General features: G+C 69.5%; 10 protein-coding genes. 4 read left to right on the top strand and 6 right to left on the bottom strand.

Annotation, left to right across the window (positions count from 1 at the left end; genetic code table 11):
• Nucleotides 1-211 precede the first annotated feature (211 nt).
• From ACIOHC_RS17860 to ACIOHC_RS17845, 4 genes are all read right to left on the bottom strand, one after another.
• Nucleotides 212-3,094, bottom strand: a complete 2,883-nt coding sequence (locus tag ACIOHC_RS17860; protein ID WP_401843151.1) for a fibronectin type III domain-containing protein — start codon at nt 3,092-3,094, stop codon at nt 212-214.
• Between the two features lie 25 nt (nt 3,095-3,119).
• A complete protein-coding gene (locus ACIOHC_RS17855) occupies nt 3,120-4,040 on the bottom strand; it encodes a carbohydrate ABC transporter permease (RefSeq protein ID WP_365690197.1) in 921 nt (306 codons plus the stop codon).
• Nucleotides 4,040-4,942, bottom strand: coding sequence for a sugar ABC transporter permease (locus ACIOHC_RS17850; RefSeq protein ID WP_365690196.1), 903 nt, complete (start codon nt 4,940-4,942; stop codon nt 4,040-4,042). The genes ACIOHC_RS17855 and ACIOHC_RS17850 overlap by 1 nt, the downstream gene beginning before the upstream one ends.
• A 69-nt stretch (nt 4,943-5,011) precedes the next feature.
• Complete coding sequence (locus tag ACIOHC_RS17845; RefSeq protein ID WP_401843149.1) at nt 5,012-6,298, bottom strand: ABC transporter substrate-binding protein; 1,287 nt, start codon at nt 6,296-6,298, stop codon at nt 5,012-5,014.
• 620 nt (nt 6,299-6,918) lie between these two features.
• Between ACIOHC_RS17845 and ACIOHC_RS17840 the strand changes: the two genes are divergently transcribed.
• Entirely contained in the window at nt 6,919-7,659 is a 741-nt protein-coding gene (locus tag ACIOHC_RS17840) for a GntR family transcriptional regulator (protein ID WP_351074148.1), read from the top strand.
• A gap of 142 nt (nt 7,660-7,801) precedes the next feature.
• Entirely contained in the window at nt 7,802-8,878 is a 1,077-nt protein-coding gene (locus ACIOHC_RS17835; protein ID WP_401843148.1) for a mannonate dehydratase, read from the top strand.
• Between the two features lie 144 nt (nt 8,879-9,022).
• Here ACIOHC_RS17835 and ACIOHC_RS17830 read toward each other — a convergent pair whose 3' ends face one another.
• Both ACIOHC_RS17830 and ACIOHC_RS17825 read right to left on the bottom strand, forming a co-directional pair.
• On the bottom strand, nt 9,023-10,033 hold the full coding sequence (locus ACIOHC_RS17830) for a LacI family DNA-binding transcriptional regulator (protein WP_401843147.1): 1,011 nt from the start codon (nt 10,031-10,033) through the stop codon (nt 9,023-9,025).
• A 250-nt stretch (nt 10,034-10,283) separates the two neighbouring features.
• A complete protein-coding gene (locus ACIOHC_RS17825) occupies nt 10,284-12,356 on the bottom strand; it encodes a beta-galactosidase (RefSeq protein ID WP_401843145.1) in 2,073 nt (690 codons plus the stop codon).
• A gap of 266 nt (nt 12,357-12,622) precedes the next feature.
• Between ACIOHC_RS17825 and ACIOHC_RS17820 the strand changes: the two genes are divergently transcribed.
• Nucleotides 12,623-13,408: an SDR family oxidoreductase gene (locus ACIOHC_RS17820; protein WP_351074144.1), complete on the top strand. Its 786-nt coding sequence runs from the start codon at nt 12,623-12,625 to the stop codon at nt 13,406-13,408.
• Nucleotides 13,405-14,304 carry an SMP-30/gluconolactonase/LRE family protein gene (locus ACIOHC_RS17815; RefSeq protein ID WP_351074143.1) on the top strand — a complete coding sequence of 300 codons (900 nt, stop codon included), beginning with the start codon at nt 13,405-13,407 and terminating at the stop codon, nt 14,302-14,304. Before ACIOHC_RS17820 ends, ACIOHC_RS17815 begins: the two co-directional genes overlap by 4 nt.
• Nucleotides 14,305-14,356: the final 52 nt, after the last annotated feature.

The following is a 14,356-nucleotide window of genomic DNA, read 5'->3' as shown; positions in this document are numbered from 1 at the left end:
GGGGGGGGGGGGGGGGGGGGGGGGGGGGGGGGGGGGGGGGGGGGGGGGGGGGGGGCGGGGGGGGGGGGGGGGGGGGGGGGGGTGGGGTGGGGGGGGGGGGGGGGGGGGGGGGGGGGGCGGCCCCCCCCCCCCCCCCCGGGGGGGGGGGGGGGGGGGGGGGGGCGGCCCCCCGGGGGGCCCCCCCCCCCCCCCACGACGGACGAGCCCTCCACTACCGAGCCGTGGTCCCCCTCGCCTGTTTGCAGCTCCGGCTCCCGTGACCCTGCGGACACTGCCCGGGTCCGTGCTCCCCCCGCGGAGCGTCGTCGGACCGGGGGCGGTCGCGTCGGTCCTGGTCCTTGCGGTCCACGGCGGTCACGGTCCAGTGGTCGAAGTCGTAGACGACGGATTCGCCACCGACCGAGGCGGTGAACGTCGAGCCCCGCTTGTCCTGCTGCAGCCACGGGGTGTCGAACAGCTTGAACGCGTCGTAGTCGACGGGTGAGCCGTTCACGAGATGGGTGGCGCCGGGCGCCGCCGACGCGGAGTCGAAGGTGATGTCCAGGTCGTCCCCGCTCAGACTGTGGTACACGAGCCGCGGATTCGCCTCGTCGACATGGCTCGCGTCCAGGCTGGTGGAGGTGGTGAGGGCATGCGCGAACGCGCCGAGGTCGGCGTACTCGGACGCGTCAGCCGATTCCAGCACCCAGCCGTTGCTGTCGGCCTGGCTGCGCAGAATGTCATAGCTGTAGCTGAGGGTGGCCGTCGGATGGTTCTGGGCTGTCGTCTTCACCTTGTTCGCGGGGTCGTTCGGTGTCTGGTGGTACCAGGTTCCGGGCTTCGCCAGCTTGTACGCGAAGTACATCGGCCCCGTGTCGGCGATCGTCCATCCGTCGACCTCACGCCGTTCCCGAATCGAACCGTTGGCGGGAAACAGCGCGTTGATGTAGTTCGAGGTCTGGTCGCCCGACGACTTGTAGACGCCGACCGCCGTGGGACCATCCTGCATCACCCGCTGGTTGGCAGGCTGGTCATAGGCGCCGATCGAGGCGTTGCCCTGGTCGACCGACAGCCGGAACAACGGATTGGCGGCGTCGGAGCGCCAGCGGAGCACGACCGGCAGATCCTCGATCCAGTTGTCGACGCGACGGTAATGGACCTCGGTGCCGAGGCCCCAGGTGGGACGCACGTAGCTGGTGCGGTAGATGTCCATCGCGTGGCCACTGGAGTTCTGGAGATTGGCCTTGTGTGCGGTGTAGGACTTGTCGGTCTTCCGGCCGATCTCCACCGCCGTCGGGGGCGGCGTGTACTTCGTCCCCGACCAGGCCACGAGACCGGCGTACTCAAGGTTCGGACGGTACGCCGACGGCGCCGGGTTGTCGGATTCGCCGACCCCCTGCTGTGCGCGGTGGGCGCCGAAGTACGTCCAGGCGAGCGTCGAGTGGTCAGCGGGTCGCCAGGTCGGATCGTTGACGGAGGACAGGTCACCCTTGGCGCGGCTCTCCGACGAGATCATGTAGCCGTCGATCCAGTCGTTCGCCCACTCGAACCACATCACGTCCATCGCCATCCTCACCTGCTGGCGCAGTTGGGCGTCGTCGGACCACTGGTACAGGGCGTTGAGGCAGAAGTACGTCATGAAGGTGTACTCGGGGCTCTGGTACTCCGCCCATCCGCTGCGCACGCCCGCGTTCACCATCTCAAGGATGTTCGCCTTGTTGGCGGCCTTCAGCTGTGCCCCGGAGTTGCCGTTGAGGTCGGCGAGGTCGGGGAAGTACTGCCCGACGAGGTATCCAGTGACGTAATTGCTCATCCGCAGGTTCTCGGTCTGCGGGAGCTTCCCGTAGCCGTACGAGGCGAAGTAACTGCGCACGTGCGCCAGCATGTCCGGGCTGAACCGGTCTCCGACCATGAGGTAGGAGTACATCTTCGCCACGGTCTTGTACTGCTCGTAGTCGTAGCTCTGGAACTGGGCGTCGAGCTTGGAGAGGTTCGTCGTCACGTTCTCGTGGTCGGCGAGCTGCGCGGTGTACTGGGCCACGTTGACGGCGCCGCTCTCCTCCTTCATGGCCTTCGTCTTGTTCCACAGCCACTGCGTCCGGGACTCCTGGGTACCGGGGTAGGGGGCGGGCGACTCGGGGACGTACGGCCCGGTCGATGTCCTGAGCGGCGCGCTCAGCGCGCTGATGTTGCCGCTCGCGTCCCTGGCCCGCACCGTGAAGTCGTAACGCGTGGCGGGCATCAGACCGGTGACGACGGCCGAGGTGGCGGTGCCGCTGACGGAGGCGACCTGGTAGCCGTCACGGAAGACGTCGTACCCGGTCACACCGAGGTTGTCGGTCGAGGCGGTCCAGCCGAGCGAGACGCTGCCGGACGTCACACCGGCGGTCAGCCGGGTCGGGGCGGAGGGGGGCTCCGTGTCGGTGACGCCCCCGGCCACCTCGTAGACGCCGAGGTTGTCGACGGTGATCGCCTCGTCGGTGCCGCCGGTGTCGACGCGCACCGAGAAGCCCAGCTCCACCGTGGAGATGAGCCGCTGCCCGCCGTTGGGCACGATCGTGAAGCGGTACGCGGGGAGGGCGGTGTCGTCGACCCGCGACAGGTGGCCGGCCGTGCCGGTGTACGCGGGGGTGGTGGTGATGCTCACCGCGGGCACCGGAAACCGCGGCACGAGGTTGTTGTCGAAGTTGCCGAACTGGATCTGCGCGTAGATGTCCTTGGCGACGGGCTTGTCACTGGCCGCGCTCCGCGCCAGGTCGTACTGGAGGACGAACTGCCGGGCGGGGCTGCCGACCGGCTCGCTGTAGACGGCGTTGACACGGTCCTTCAGCGCGCCGGCGGACCACCGGTGGTAGAAGTAGCTGGAGAGGTTGGTGCCCTGGGAGGCGTCGCGGAGTTCGAGGGCGTTGTCGCCGTCGACCTGCACGATCTGCTGGGTGCCCCCGGATGTCGGGCTGGACGTGGTCAGCGGGCTCTTGCCGCTGTCGAATCCGGTGTCCAGGTCCGCGGCGAGCAGGTTCGTCGGCGGGTCGTCGGCTGCTACGGCGGTGGTGCCTGGTACCGCCAGAAGAAGAGCAACACACACGGCTGCCACTCTTCGCGTCAGGATGTTCATGGATCATCCTTTCGGGGTGGATGGGCTACTTGACGGCCCCCGTGACGAGGCCCTTGCTCCAGAACGACTGCAGCGACACGAACATGGCGACGACGGGCACGACGGACACCAGCGCGCCCGTGACGACGGTCGTGTAGCTGACGGGATAGCCCTGGAGCTCACGCCAGCCGACGAGGCCCACTGTCACCGGCTGGAGCGAGGTGTCGGCGAGCATGAGCGAGGGCAGGAGGAAGTTCGTCCAGATCGCGACGAACTGGAACAGGAAGATCGTGACCATCGCGGGTGCCATGAGCCGCGCGCACATCGCGAAGATGCGCAGCTCGCCGGCTCCGTCGATGCGCCCGGACTCGATCAGGGCGTCCGGTATCGAGGACGCTGCGTAGATCCGGCTGAGGTACACGCCGAAGGGGCTGACGATGCTCGGGATGAACACGGCCCAGAAGGTGTTGATGGTCCCCGTGTAACTGAAAACGAGGTAGAGCGGGATGGCGAGCACGGGTGCGGGCAGCAGCACGGCTGCGAGTACCGTGCCGAAGACTGCCTCGCGCCCCGGGAACGGGAACTTGGCGAGCGCGTAACCGCACATGGACGCCAGGACCGTGGAGACGATCCCGCCGCCGACCGCGTACAGCAGCGAGTTGAGCAGCCACCGCGCGTAGATGCCGCCCTGGGTCTCGAAGAGGGTCCGGATGTTGTCGAAGAGGGCGAAGTGCCTGCCGAACCAGAAGCCGTTGCCCGAGAAGATCTCTCCGGTGCCCTTGGTGGCGGAGACGACCAGCCACCACACCGGGAGCAGGAAGTAGACGGCGAAGAGTGTCATGACGCCCAGCACGAAGAGGCGCGATGCCGGGTTGACCGTCGTGAGGGCCCCCGCCCGGGAGCGCCGTGGCCTCGGTTCCCGGGCCACGGGCGCGGTTCGGGTGGGCGATTGCAGAGTGGCGGTCATCAGTCGACGCTCCTGGCCGATGCGCGGAAGACAAGGACGGACAGCACGCAGATCAGCGCGCCGAGTACCACGGACTGCGCGGCGGCGTAGTTGAAGTCGTTGGCCGACAGGGACCGCAACGCGGCCATGATCGGTGTGTAGGTGGACGACAGGTTCGGCGCCACGGATTTCATGGTGGCCGGCTCGTTGTACAGCTGGAACGTGCCGATGATGGAGAAGACGAGAGTGAGCAGCAGGGCCGGTCGGATCTGCGGCACCTTGATGAGCAGCGCGGCCCTCCAGCCGGAGCAGCCGTCGAGCGCGGCGGCCTCCATGGTCTCCTCGGGCACCGCCTGCAGGGCCGCGAAGAGCAGGATGGTGTTGTAGCCGGTCCATGCCCAGGTAAGGATGTTGGCGATCGAGAAGGGCAGGGCGCCGTCGGTGACGAAGCTGAAGTGGACACCCATCGATCCGAGGTATCTGGTAATGGGGCTCAGCGAGGGCGCGTACAGGAAGGACCACACCAGACCGGCGATCACGCCGGGCAGGCCGTAGGGGATGAAGTAGGCGATCCGGAAGAATCGGCGCCCCTTCGTGGCGGACGAATCGATGAGCAGGGCGAGGAAGAGTGCGATGGCGAGCATGACGGGCACCTGAATGACACCGACGAATGCCACTCGGCCCAGGGACGAGATGAAGTCCGTGTCATGGAAGACCCGGATGTAGTTGTCGAAGCCCGCGAAGACGGACTCGGCTCCCGACAGGCCGAGGCCGGAGCGTCTTTCGGCGAAGAAGCTCTGGACCACGGAGTACCCGGTGGGTACCAGGTAGACGACGACGAAGAGCAGGAGGAACGGCAGGACGAAGGGCGCGGCTCGCCGGAGTTCGCGCAGTCGGCGTCGCCGGATCGTCGAGGAGGGCATGGTCACTTCCGTGGGGTGGCGGGTTTGCGGATCCAGCGGGGGCCGCGTCGGCGCGGCCCCCACGCGGGGCTACTTGCTCACGGAGAATCCCTGGGACCGCAGTGCGGAGACCGTGCCCTTCTGGGCGCTGTTCAGGGCGTCCTGGAAGGTGCCCTTCTTGGTGTGCACCTTGCCGAGCCCGTCACCGAGCGCCGTGGCCGTGGTGGACATGACCGGGCCCCATCGCCAGTCGGGGTTCACCTTGGCCGCCTCCTGACGGAACAGCTGGTAGATGGACCGGCCGCCGTAGTAGCTCTGGGGGGCGTCCAATGCCTTGTCGGCGAGCCCGGACTTGGAGGCGGGGAGGATGGCCGCGGATCCGATCAGGTTCGACACCGAACCGGAGTCGGTCGACATCCACAGGGCGAACTCGGTGGCCTCCTTCGGCCTCGCGCAGTCCTTCATCACAGCCGTGGCCGAGCCGCCCGAGTTGCCGACGGCGTCCTGTGTGCCCCACCGCGGCATGGGCGCGATGTCCCACTTGCCCGCGGAGCCTGCGGCGTTGTCCCGGATGAGGGAGGCGGACCAGACCGGACCGACCTCCGCCCAGACCTTCCCCTTGCTCCACGCCGAGTACAGCGCGGCGTCGAAGGCGGGGTGGGAGGTGACGAGGTCCTTGTCGAAGAGTCCCTGCCAGTAGTCGGCGACCTTGCCGTTCGCCGGACTGTCGAGGGAGACGGACCAGGCGTCGTTCTCGGTGCCGAACCAGGGGGCACCGCCCTGCCAGGCGAATCCGGCGTACAGGTAGGGGTCGGTGGGAAGGTTCATGATGCGCGACGACGGGTCGGCGGCCTTCACCGCCGCCGCGGCGGTGGTGAACTCGTCCCAGGTCCTGGGGACTTCGATGTGGGCCTTCTTGAAGAGGTCGGCGCGGTAGAACATCGCCATCGGTGCGGTGTCGACCGGCACGCCGTAGGCCTTGCCCTCGACGCCGACGTTGCCCCACACCCAGTCGGCGAACTCGCCCTTCTGCTCCTTCACATGGCCGCTGACGTCCTGCAGGACACCGGCGGCGAGGAAGCTCGAAAAGGTCTCATAGCCGACCTGTGCCAGACAGGGGGCCTTGCCCGCCTTCGCGGCAGTGAGCATCTTGTCGTAGCCGCCCGCGCCGCCGTCGGTTATCGCCTCGTACTTCACATGGATGTCGGGGTGCGACTTGTTCCACAGCTCGACGGACTTCTCGTAGCCCGAAGCCCACCCCCAGAAGGTGATTTCGGCCGGTCCGCCGGTGCTCGCCTCGGTACTGCCGCCGCACCCCGCAAGCATGATGCCGGTGGCGGTGATGATGGCCGCCGCAGCGAGTCTCGCCTTGCGCATGACCATGACGTCCTCTCAATTTTCGGCTCTGTACAGCGCTGTTCGTTTCCTGAGTGGATCGATGCTGTCCTCGCGGACGGCCAGGGGTGAACCTGGCTGGTCTTGCGGGACGTTCCGGCCTGCGTCGAGTACGCCGGTCCCGTGCCGGCGGGTGGCTGTGAAGCCCGCCGGGAGGGGCGCGGTGGACATACCGGCACATGACCGGGCGCGGACGGGTCGTCCGCGGGGGGCCGGATGACGGCTCGGGGTCCGATGCCGGTGGTGCGGGCAACGGACTTCGGCGCGCAAGGAGTTCGCGCGCTGTGTGGGTGTACCGGAACTGCGGTCGTCCACGCGTGTTCCGGCAGCTCGGCCGAAGCCGCTCCCGAAGAGGTTCGGCTCCGGTCGCCGACGGGGCAGGGACGCCGTGCCCACCCGCGGTCGCGGCCGTGGCACCGCCTCCCCGTACGGGCGGCGGGCCCGGAACCTGCCGTCATATTCGCCGGACAGCGAAGAATCTGGCGCAGGATCCTACGGTGACGGGTCTCGCGAGTCGGCGCACACGGTGTTTCCCTTCCCCGACGAGTGGGTCGATGATGGGGATACTTGCATACAAGCATACGGCGTGCAACGATCATTTCGTGAATCTCCCTCAACAACCGAGCATCCCTGAACGGGCGTTGGCCGGGCGCGATGCGGGACTGGCCCCGATCACCCGGGGCGGGGCGCGGACCCGGACGTCCGACCGCGTCCACGAGGAATTGATCGCCGCGATCCGCGAACTCCGGCTCGCCCCTGGAGCATCCCTGTCGGAGACCGACCTGGCCGGACAACTCCACGTCAGCCGCACCCCTGTGCGCGAGGCTCTCGCACGGCTCGTCGACGCGGGGCTCGTGCGGGTCGTGCCACAGGTCGGCACACGGGTCGGATTGATCAGCCTGCGTGACGTCGAAGAGGCGCGCTTCGTCCGCGAGAGCCTGGAGGTCTCGGCCTTCGAAGTGGCCTGTGCCGACCCGACAGTGGACGTCACCGTGCTGCGTGAACTGCTCGAACGGCAGGAGAGCAGCTGCCGTGCCGAGGACTACGACGCGTTCTTCCTCGCCGACGAGGCGCTGCACTGCGAGATCTTCTCGCTCAGCGGCTATCCGGGGGCGTGGCAGGCGGTGCAGCGGATGAAGCTGCAACTGGACCGGCTGCGCCGGCTCTCCCTGCCGGACTCCGCCGCGATGCGCGAACTGATCGACGAGCACCGGCTGATCGTGGACGCGCTGGAGAACGCCGATCTGCCCGCGGGCCGCGCCCTGATCAGTCGGCACGCCCGGCGCGCCCTGGAGCGCGGCCCCGCGCTGCGCGTCGAGTACCCGGGCTACTTCACCGATTGACATCGATCGGGACACACGGCCGGACCGCCATCACGGCACGCCCACGGGCATGGCGTGCTCCGGCCCTCCCCTACCTGAAGGAAGGCGACGTCATGGACTTCGAGAACACGGACGGGCTCGGCGGGCATCGGGCCGGGCAGGCATGACCATACGGCTCTCCCTCGGGCACATCGACACCTACGACGCCCGGGTCGCGACCTTCGCCCACCAGCTGGGCCTCACCGGCGTCCAGTTCCACACGCCGGATCTGCTGCCGGGAGCCGACGGCTTCTGGAGCCTGTCCGAGCTGCGGGACCTGCGGGACCGCTGCGACGCCGACGGACTGGCGATCGACGGCATCGAGAACGTCCCCCTCGCTCATTTCTGGAAGGTCCAGCGCGGTCTGCCCGGCCGCGACGAGCAGATCGAGAACTATCAGAAGACCATCCGCAACCTCGCTGCCGTCGGGGTCGACATACTCGGCTACAACTTCCTCGCCACCTACGTATGGCGCACGGACATGGCGGCGAAGGGCCGCGGCGGAGCCAAGGTCACCGCCTTCGACCTGGCCGACGTTCCGGCGGGCAACGCGCTCGCCGGCTACCGGCTGACTCCCGACCGGACTCCGGACGAGCCGATCAGCGCCGAGACGATGTGGGCGAACCACCAGTACTTCCTGGACGCCGTACTGCCGGTCGCGGAGGAGGTCGGTGTGCGGCTCGCCCTCCATCCGGACGATCCGCCCACACCACAGCCGCTCGGGGGTATCGCCCGCATCTTCACCTCCCCGGATGCCATCGGACGGGCCCGTGCCCAAGCCGGTGGCAGCCCGTCATGGGGGCTGAACCTCTGCCTCGGCACCGTGTCGGAAATGGCCGGCGAGCAGAGCGTCAACGAGGTCATCGACCTGCTGGGGCCGGCCATCTGCTACGTCCACTTCCGGGACGTCCGCGGCACGGTGCCACGCTTTCGTGAATGCTTCCTCGGCGAGGGCAACTTCGACCCGGCGCGGGTGATCCGCCGGCTCGACGCCTCGGGATTCGACGGCTTCCTGATCGACGATCATGTTCCAGCCATGATAGGAGACTTGGACACCTGGGGGGACACGTCGTCGGAGGCGTACTGCAGCCGGGGCCGGGCACATGCGATCGGATATCTGCAAGGTGTCCTGAACGGCCTGTCGCTCGACGAGTCGGCCGGACCCCGCGCGGCACCGGCGAACGGCCGGCCGTCGGCGTGACCCTGTGAGGTTCGTCCGGTCCGACCGGGGTTCGCCCGGCCGGGCCGCGGATACGACACACCCTGCACCGGGCTTCTGTGCCACGGGCGGGCGGCCGCTCCCCGGTGGCCGCCCGACTCGCGGTCGCGCCGGCGGACCGCTCGCCTACCGGCCTTCTTCCGGATCCGGCTTCTCGGATCCCCTGAGAACGAGCCGAGTGGGGAACACCCGGGTGACGAACTCCGAGCTGTCACCGTTGAGACGGGCGATCATCAACTCGGCAGCCGTGCGCCCCATCAGCTCGATGTCCTGGCTCACCACCGACACCGGAGGGCTGCCCAGCAGCGCCGTCTCGAAGTCGTCGAAGCCGATCAGCGGCAGCCGCCGACCGGCCTGCCGGAACGCGAGCAACGCACCGATCGTCGCACGGTTGTTGGCCGCGAAGACGGCGTCGGCCGAGTCGTCGCGCAGCAGGGCGCCCACCGCCCGCTGCGCCTGCTCCCTGGTGTGGGCCGTGGTGACGGTGAGCGACTCCGCCACCCGGATCCCGGCCCCGGCGAGCGCCGCAGCATATCCGGCGTGCCGTTCGCGCATGGTGTGGATGCCGGGCGAGTCGCCGACATAGGCGATGCGCCGCGCACCGGCGCGGCAGAGCGCCGAGGTCGCCTCGCGGGCCCCGCCCCCGTTGTCGGCGAGAACCGTGTCGGCGGCCTCGTACGGCGTCGGCCGGTCGAGAAAGACCAGTGGCGGGATGGGCGAAGCGACCTCGGACCAGTCACGGGCCGAGTGCTGCGGCGGTACGACGATCAAGCCGTCCACCCGCTGCTCCATGAGCCGGTCGACCAGGCGATCGTGCCGCGGGCCCTCCTCGTTGGAACTCGCGATCGTGACGAGGTAGCCCGCAGCATCCGCCACGCTCTCCACGGCGCCGGCGAGCGTTGAGTAGTAGGGGTTGGCGAGATCGCTGATCACCAGGCCGATGGTCCTGCTCGTCCGGCCGGGCCGGATGCTGGCCGCCGAGAGGTTGCGGCGGTAGCCCAGCTTCACGATCGCCGCGCTGATCCGGGCCGCGAGTTCGGGATCGATGTTCGTCGCCCCGTTGACGTGACGCGAGACGGTCTTCAGGCTGACGCGTGCTTCGCGGGCGACGTCGTTCATGGTGGGAATGCGCGGCACTGCTCTCTCCAGCCGACGGCAGTTGGCGGTCGATCGTACTGGGGTCTTCCGTCCGGATCAGTCCCGGCAGGATCCGGACGGAAGACCCCGGGGTCGGCGAGGCCGGGCGGCTCGACCGGCCTCGCCGGTGGGCTCGACGAGCGGCAAGCGCCCGGCCGGTCCGGCCCGGCGCGCTCGACGAGTCCGCCGTACGGCCGGAACCGCCCCTGCGCCGAGCGAGCCCACCGTACGGCCGGTACGCCCCATGCGTTCACCGGGCCCGTCTGAGGACCCGCACCCCGCCCGCCGGCACCGTGACCCCGTCCTCGTGCACCGATCCGTCCAGCAGGTCGGTCCCCCCGCCGGGTACGCTCGTGTCGGTGTCGCCGTGGTTGATGAGGAAGACGTAGTCATGACCGGCCGAACGGCGCGTCACGGCCTCGACGCCGCTCCCGGCCGAAACCGCCGTCCCCGCAAACCGTTTCACGAGCCGCCCCACCAGAGACGCACGCGCTTCGTCGTCCAACTCCACGCCCACGTACCAGGCTTCCCCCTCGCCGCGGTGCGCGCGGGTGATCGCCGGTGCGCCCGCGAAGTCGCCACCCTCGTACCGGCAGACCGCCTCCGCGTCGGTGAGATCGATCTCCTCGCTCCAGGTGGCGACCCGTACCGGTCCCGTGACCCCGTCGATGTCGACGAAGTCCCCGTCCACCAGCGGCGCGAACTCCTCCACACGCACGCCGAGCAGTTCACGGAACGCTCCGGGATAGCCGCCGGGCCGCACCCGGTCGAGCGGATCGACGATGCCCGAGAAGTAGGTGACGAGCACGGTCGCCCCTGCGTGCACGGCAGCGGCGAGCGCGGTCACGTCCTCGTCGCGGACCAGGTAGAGCATGGGCACGATGATCAGTCGGTAGTCCGACAGTTCGGCCGACGGAGGAACGATGTCGACGGTGACGCCCGCGTCCCGCAGAGTCCGGTACCACCCGAGGGCGGACTCCATGTACGACAGACCGTTGTGCGGATGCGACTCGCGGTCGGCCGCCCACCACGACTCCTCGGAGAAGAGCAGCGCGCAGTCCGCCGCCACCGGGCTGCCGAGCACCTCGGCGCAGCGTGCCAGCTCCGCTCCGAGCGCCTTCACTTCCCGGAACTTCCTGCTGTCGGAGCCGGCGTGCGGGAGCATCGCGGAATGGAACCGCTCGGCGCCCGCACGCGCGGCCCGCCACTGGAAGAAGCAGATGCCGTCGGATCCGCGGGCGAGGTGGGCCAGCACGTCCCGCCGGAGCTGTCCCGGACGCTTCGCGGGGTTGACCGGGCGCCAGCTCGTGGCGCCGGTGGCCGTCTCCATCAGCAGCCACGGCCTCCCCCGGGACAGTCCACGGGCCCGGTCTGCCGAGAAGGACAGCTCTGCCTGGGCGTCGGACGTCGGTCTCAGGTAGTGATCGCTGGCGATGAGATCCACATCATCGGTCCACGAGCTGTAGTTCATGTTCTTCCCGGCATCGAAGAGCACCAGGTTCGTGGTGACCGGCACGTCGGGGGTGACCCGCCGCAGGACGGCCGTCTCGGCCCGCAACTGCGCCCGCAGCTGGTCGGAGCTGAACCGGTCGAAGTCCAGTACCTGCGTCGGGTTCGAGTCGGTGAATGTCAGCCGTGGCGGCTGGATCTCTTCCCACGCCGAGTACGTCTGGCTCCACGCGCTGGTCGTCCACGCGGCGTTCAGCTCGTCGAGCGAGTCTCCGTAGCGGACCCTCAGCCAGCTCCGGAAGGCCACGGCGCTCGCTTCGCCGTAGCACCGGGAGTTGTGGCCGCCGAGTTCGTTGGAGACGTGCCACAGCGCGAGTGCCGGGTGTTCGCCGTAGCGCTCCGCCATCTTCTCCACCAGCGCGAGCGAGTGCTCGCGGTAGATCCGTGACGACGGCGACCAGGCTTGACGTCCGCCCTGCGCCATCGTCCGCCCCTGCCGGTCGACGGGCAGCACTTCGGGAAACCGCGTGGTGAGCCACGGCGGGGGCGATGCGGTGGCCGTGGCGAGATCGACGGCGATGTCGCCCCCGTGCAGCTGGTCGAGCAGCCGATCCAGCCAGCCGAAGTTCCATCGATCGGGCTCCGGCTGCAACGTCGACCAGGCGAAGACACCCACGGTGACCAGATTGACTCCGGCCTCACGCATCAGCCGGACGTCCTCGGGCCACACGCTCTCGTCCCACTGTTCGGGGTTGTAGTCACCTCCGAACGCGACGGGTTCACCGCCGAACCGGGCAATGACGTTGGCGGGCCATCTGATCCACTCTGTCGTCACGAGCTTCTTCTCCTCACCGCCCGACGAACGAGCACCCACGCGAAGGACTCCGACACGGCATCGAGCGACAGCCGGGCGCGGCCGAGGAGCACCGCCCGAAAGTGCGCCGGAGTGCGGAACGGCCACAGACTAGCGGGCCGAGACAACGTTGTTTAGAGTGAAGTGGACGTCGCCGGAACGCAGTTCGCCCGGCCGTCCGTGCGGTGGTCGTCGACCGGAACCGCCCGTCGCAGCTGCCCCTGGATCATTTCGACGGCGGGGCTCGGCCAGGCTTGAGGCCCAGGACCACATCGAGGGAGCGGAACGTGGCGGAGTTCGACGGCAAGGTCGCCATTGTCACCGGCGGATTCAGCGGCATCGGAGGCGCGACGGCCCGGGTGCTCGCCGCGCGCGGGGCGACGGTCGTGGCGGCCGGCATCCCACCGGAGGGCGCGCACGAGGAACTGCCTCCCGGCGTCGAGCGCGTCGAGGTCGACGTCACCGACGAGGCCGCCACCGCTCGACTCGTCACCCGGGTCGCGGCGGCACACGGCGGGCTCGACATCCTCGTCGCCGCAGCCGGGATCCAGCGCTACGGCGTCGCGGCGGAGACCGGTGCCGACGAGTGGAACGAGGTCCTCGCGGTCAACGTGACCGGCACCTTCCACGCCGTCAAGCACGCGCTCCCGCACCTGCGTGCCCGTGGGGCGGGCTCGATCGTGATCGTCTCCTCCGTGCAGGCCTTCGTCACCCAGACCGCCGTCGCCGCCTACACCACCAGCAAAGGGGCGCTCAACGCGCTCGCCCGGTCGATCGCCATCGACGAGGCGCAGAACGGGATCAGGGCCAACGCGGTCTGTCCCGCGTCGGTGGACACCCCGATGCTGCGCGCCTCCGCCCGCGCCTTTTCCGACGGCAGTGACCGGGGCACGCAGGAACTGGTCGAGTCCTGGGGACGGATGCATCCGCTCGGCCGGGTGGCACGACCGGACGAGGTCGCTGAGGCGATCGCCTTCCTGGCCGGGGACCGAGCGAGCTTCATCACCGGCGTCTCGCTGCCCGTCGACGGCGGGCTGCTCGCCAACGCGGCCGTGGTGCTTCCCGGTTCATGACGGACGTCTCGACCGCAGGCGACGACGGAGGACTCCCGATGACGGCCAGGATCGCGATCCCCGGCAGAGCCAGGGTGGGTGAGGGACCGGTCTGGGATGCCCGGCTCCGGCGCCTGCACTGGGTGGACATCCCCGCCGGGCACATCCACACCAGCGACCCGGTCACCGGCCGGACCACCAGCCTTCGGCTGCCGACACAGGTGGGCGCCGCGGTGCCCCGACGCGGCGGAGGCTTCGTGGTGGCGACGGCCGAGGGATTCGCGAGCGTCGAAGCCGACGGTTCGACGACCGCCCGGCGCACGTTCCTGTCCGACGACGAGCGCATGAACGACGCGAAGTGCGACCGGCACGGGCGGTTCTGGGCCGGCAGCACGGCGATGGACTTCCGGCCGGGCCGCGGCGCACTGCACGTCCTGCTGCCCGACTGGACGAGCCGGGTGGTCCTCGAAGGACTCGCTCTGCCCAACGGACTCGGCTGGAGCCCCGATGGCCGCACCTTCTACCTCGCCGACTCGGTCGCGGGCGAGATCTACGCCTTCGACACCACTGACGAAGACCCGTGGATAGCCCGTCGGCGCACGCTCTTCCGGCTTCCCGCACGTACGGGCATGCCGGACGGGCTCACCGTCGACGCGAGCGGGTGTCTGTGGGTCGCGGTGTGGGGTGGTGCGCGCGTGGCCCGGATCTCCCCCGACGGCGACCTGCTCGGCGAGATACCGCTGCCCGTGCACCAGCCGTCCTCCTGCACGTTCGGTGGACCCCGCCTCGACGCGCTGTACGTCACCTCGGCCCGGGAGGGTCTGGAACTCCCGGACGACGACCGGGCGGGATCCGTCTTCGTCGTCGAGGAGACGGGCGGCGCCGTCGGCCTGCCTTCGGCCGCCTTCGCCGGATGAGCGGATCGGCCGGGCCCGAACAGGGCCGGGGTGCGGTGTGACCAACGACCGC

This window comes from Streptomyces sp. NPDC088252 (genome assembly GCF_044740965.1).
In the GTDB taxonomy this organism is placed as follows: Bacteria; Actinomycetota; Actinomycetes; order Streptomycetales; family Streptomycetaceae; genus Streptomyces.
Note: the sequence above shows the minus strand (reverse complement) of the source record. Positions and strands in the feature narration are given on the sequence as shown.

Bases quoted from the DNA above. Each gene is read 5' to 3' on its own strand.
- ACIOHC_RS17850 (WP_365690196.1), bottom strand. From the start codon at position 4,942: ATGCCCTCCTCGACGATCCGGCGACGCCGACTGCGCGAACTCCGGCGA.
- ACIOHC_RS17855 (WP_365690197.1), bottom strand. From the start codon at position 4,040: ATGACCGCCACTCTGCAATCGCCCACCCGAACCGCGCCCGTGGCCCGG.
- ACIOHC_RS17835 (WP_401843148.1), top strand. From the start codon at position 7,802: ATGACCATACGGCTCTCCCTCGGGCACATCGACACCTACGACGCCCGG.
- ACIOHC_RS17815 (WP_351074143.1), top strand. From the start codon at position 13,405: ATGACGGACGTCTCGACCGCAGGCGACGACGGAGGACTCCCGATGACG.
- ACIOHC_RS17845 (WP_401843149.1), bottom strand. From the start codon at position 6,298: ATGCGCAAGGCGAGACTCGCTGCGGCGGCCATCATCACCGCCACCGGC.
- ACIOHC_RS17860 (WP_401843151.1), bottom strand. From the start codon at position 3,094: ATGAACATCCTGACGCGAAGAGTGGCAGCCGTGTGTGTTGCTCTTCTT.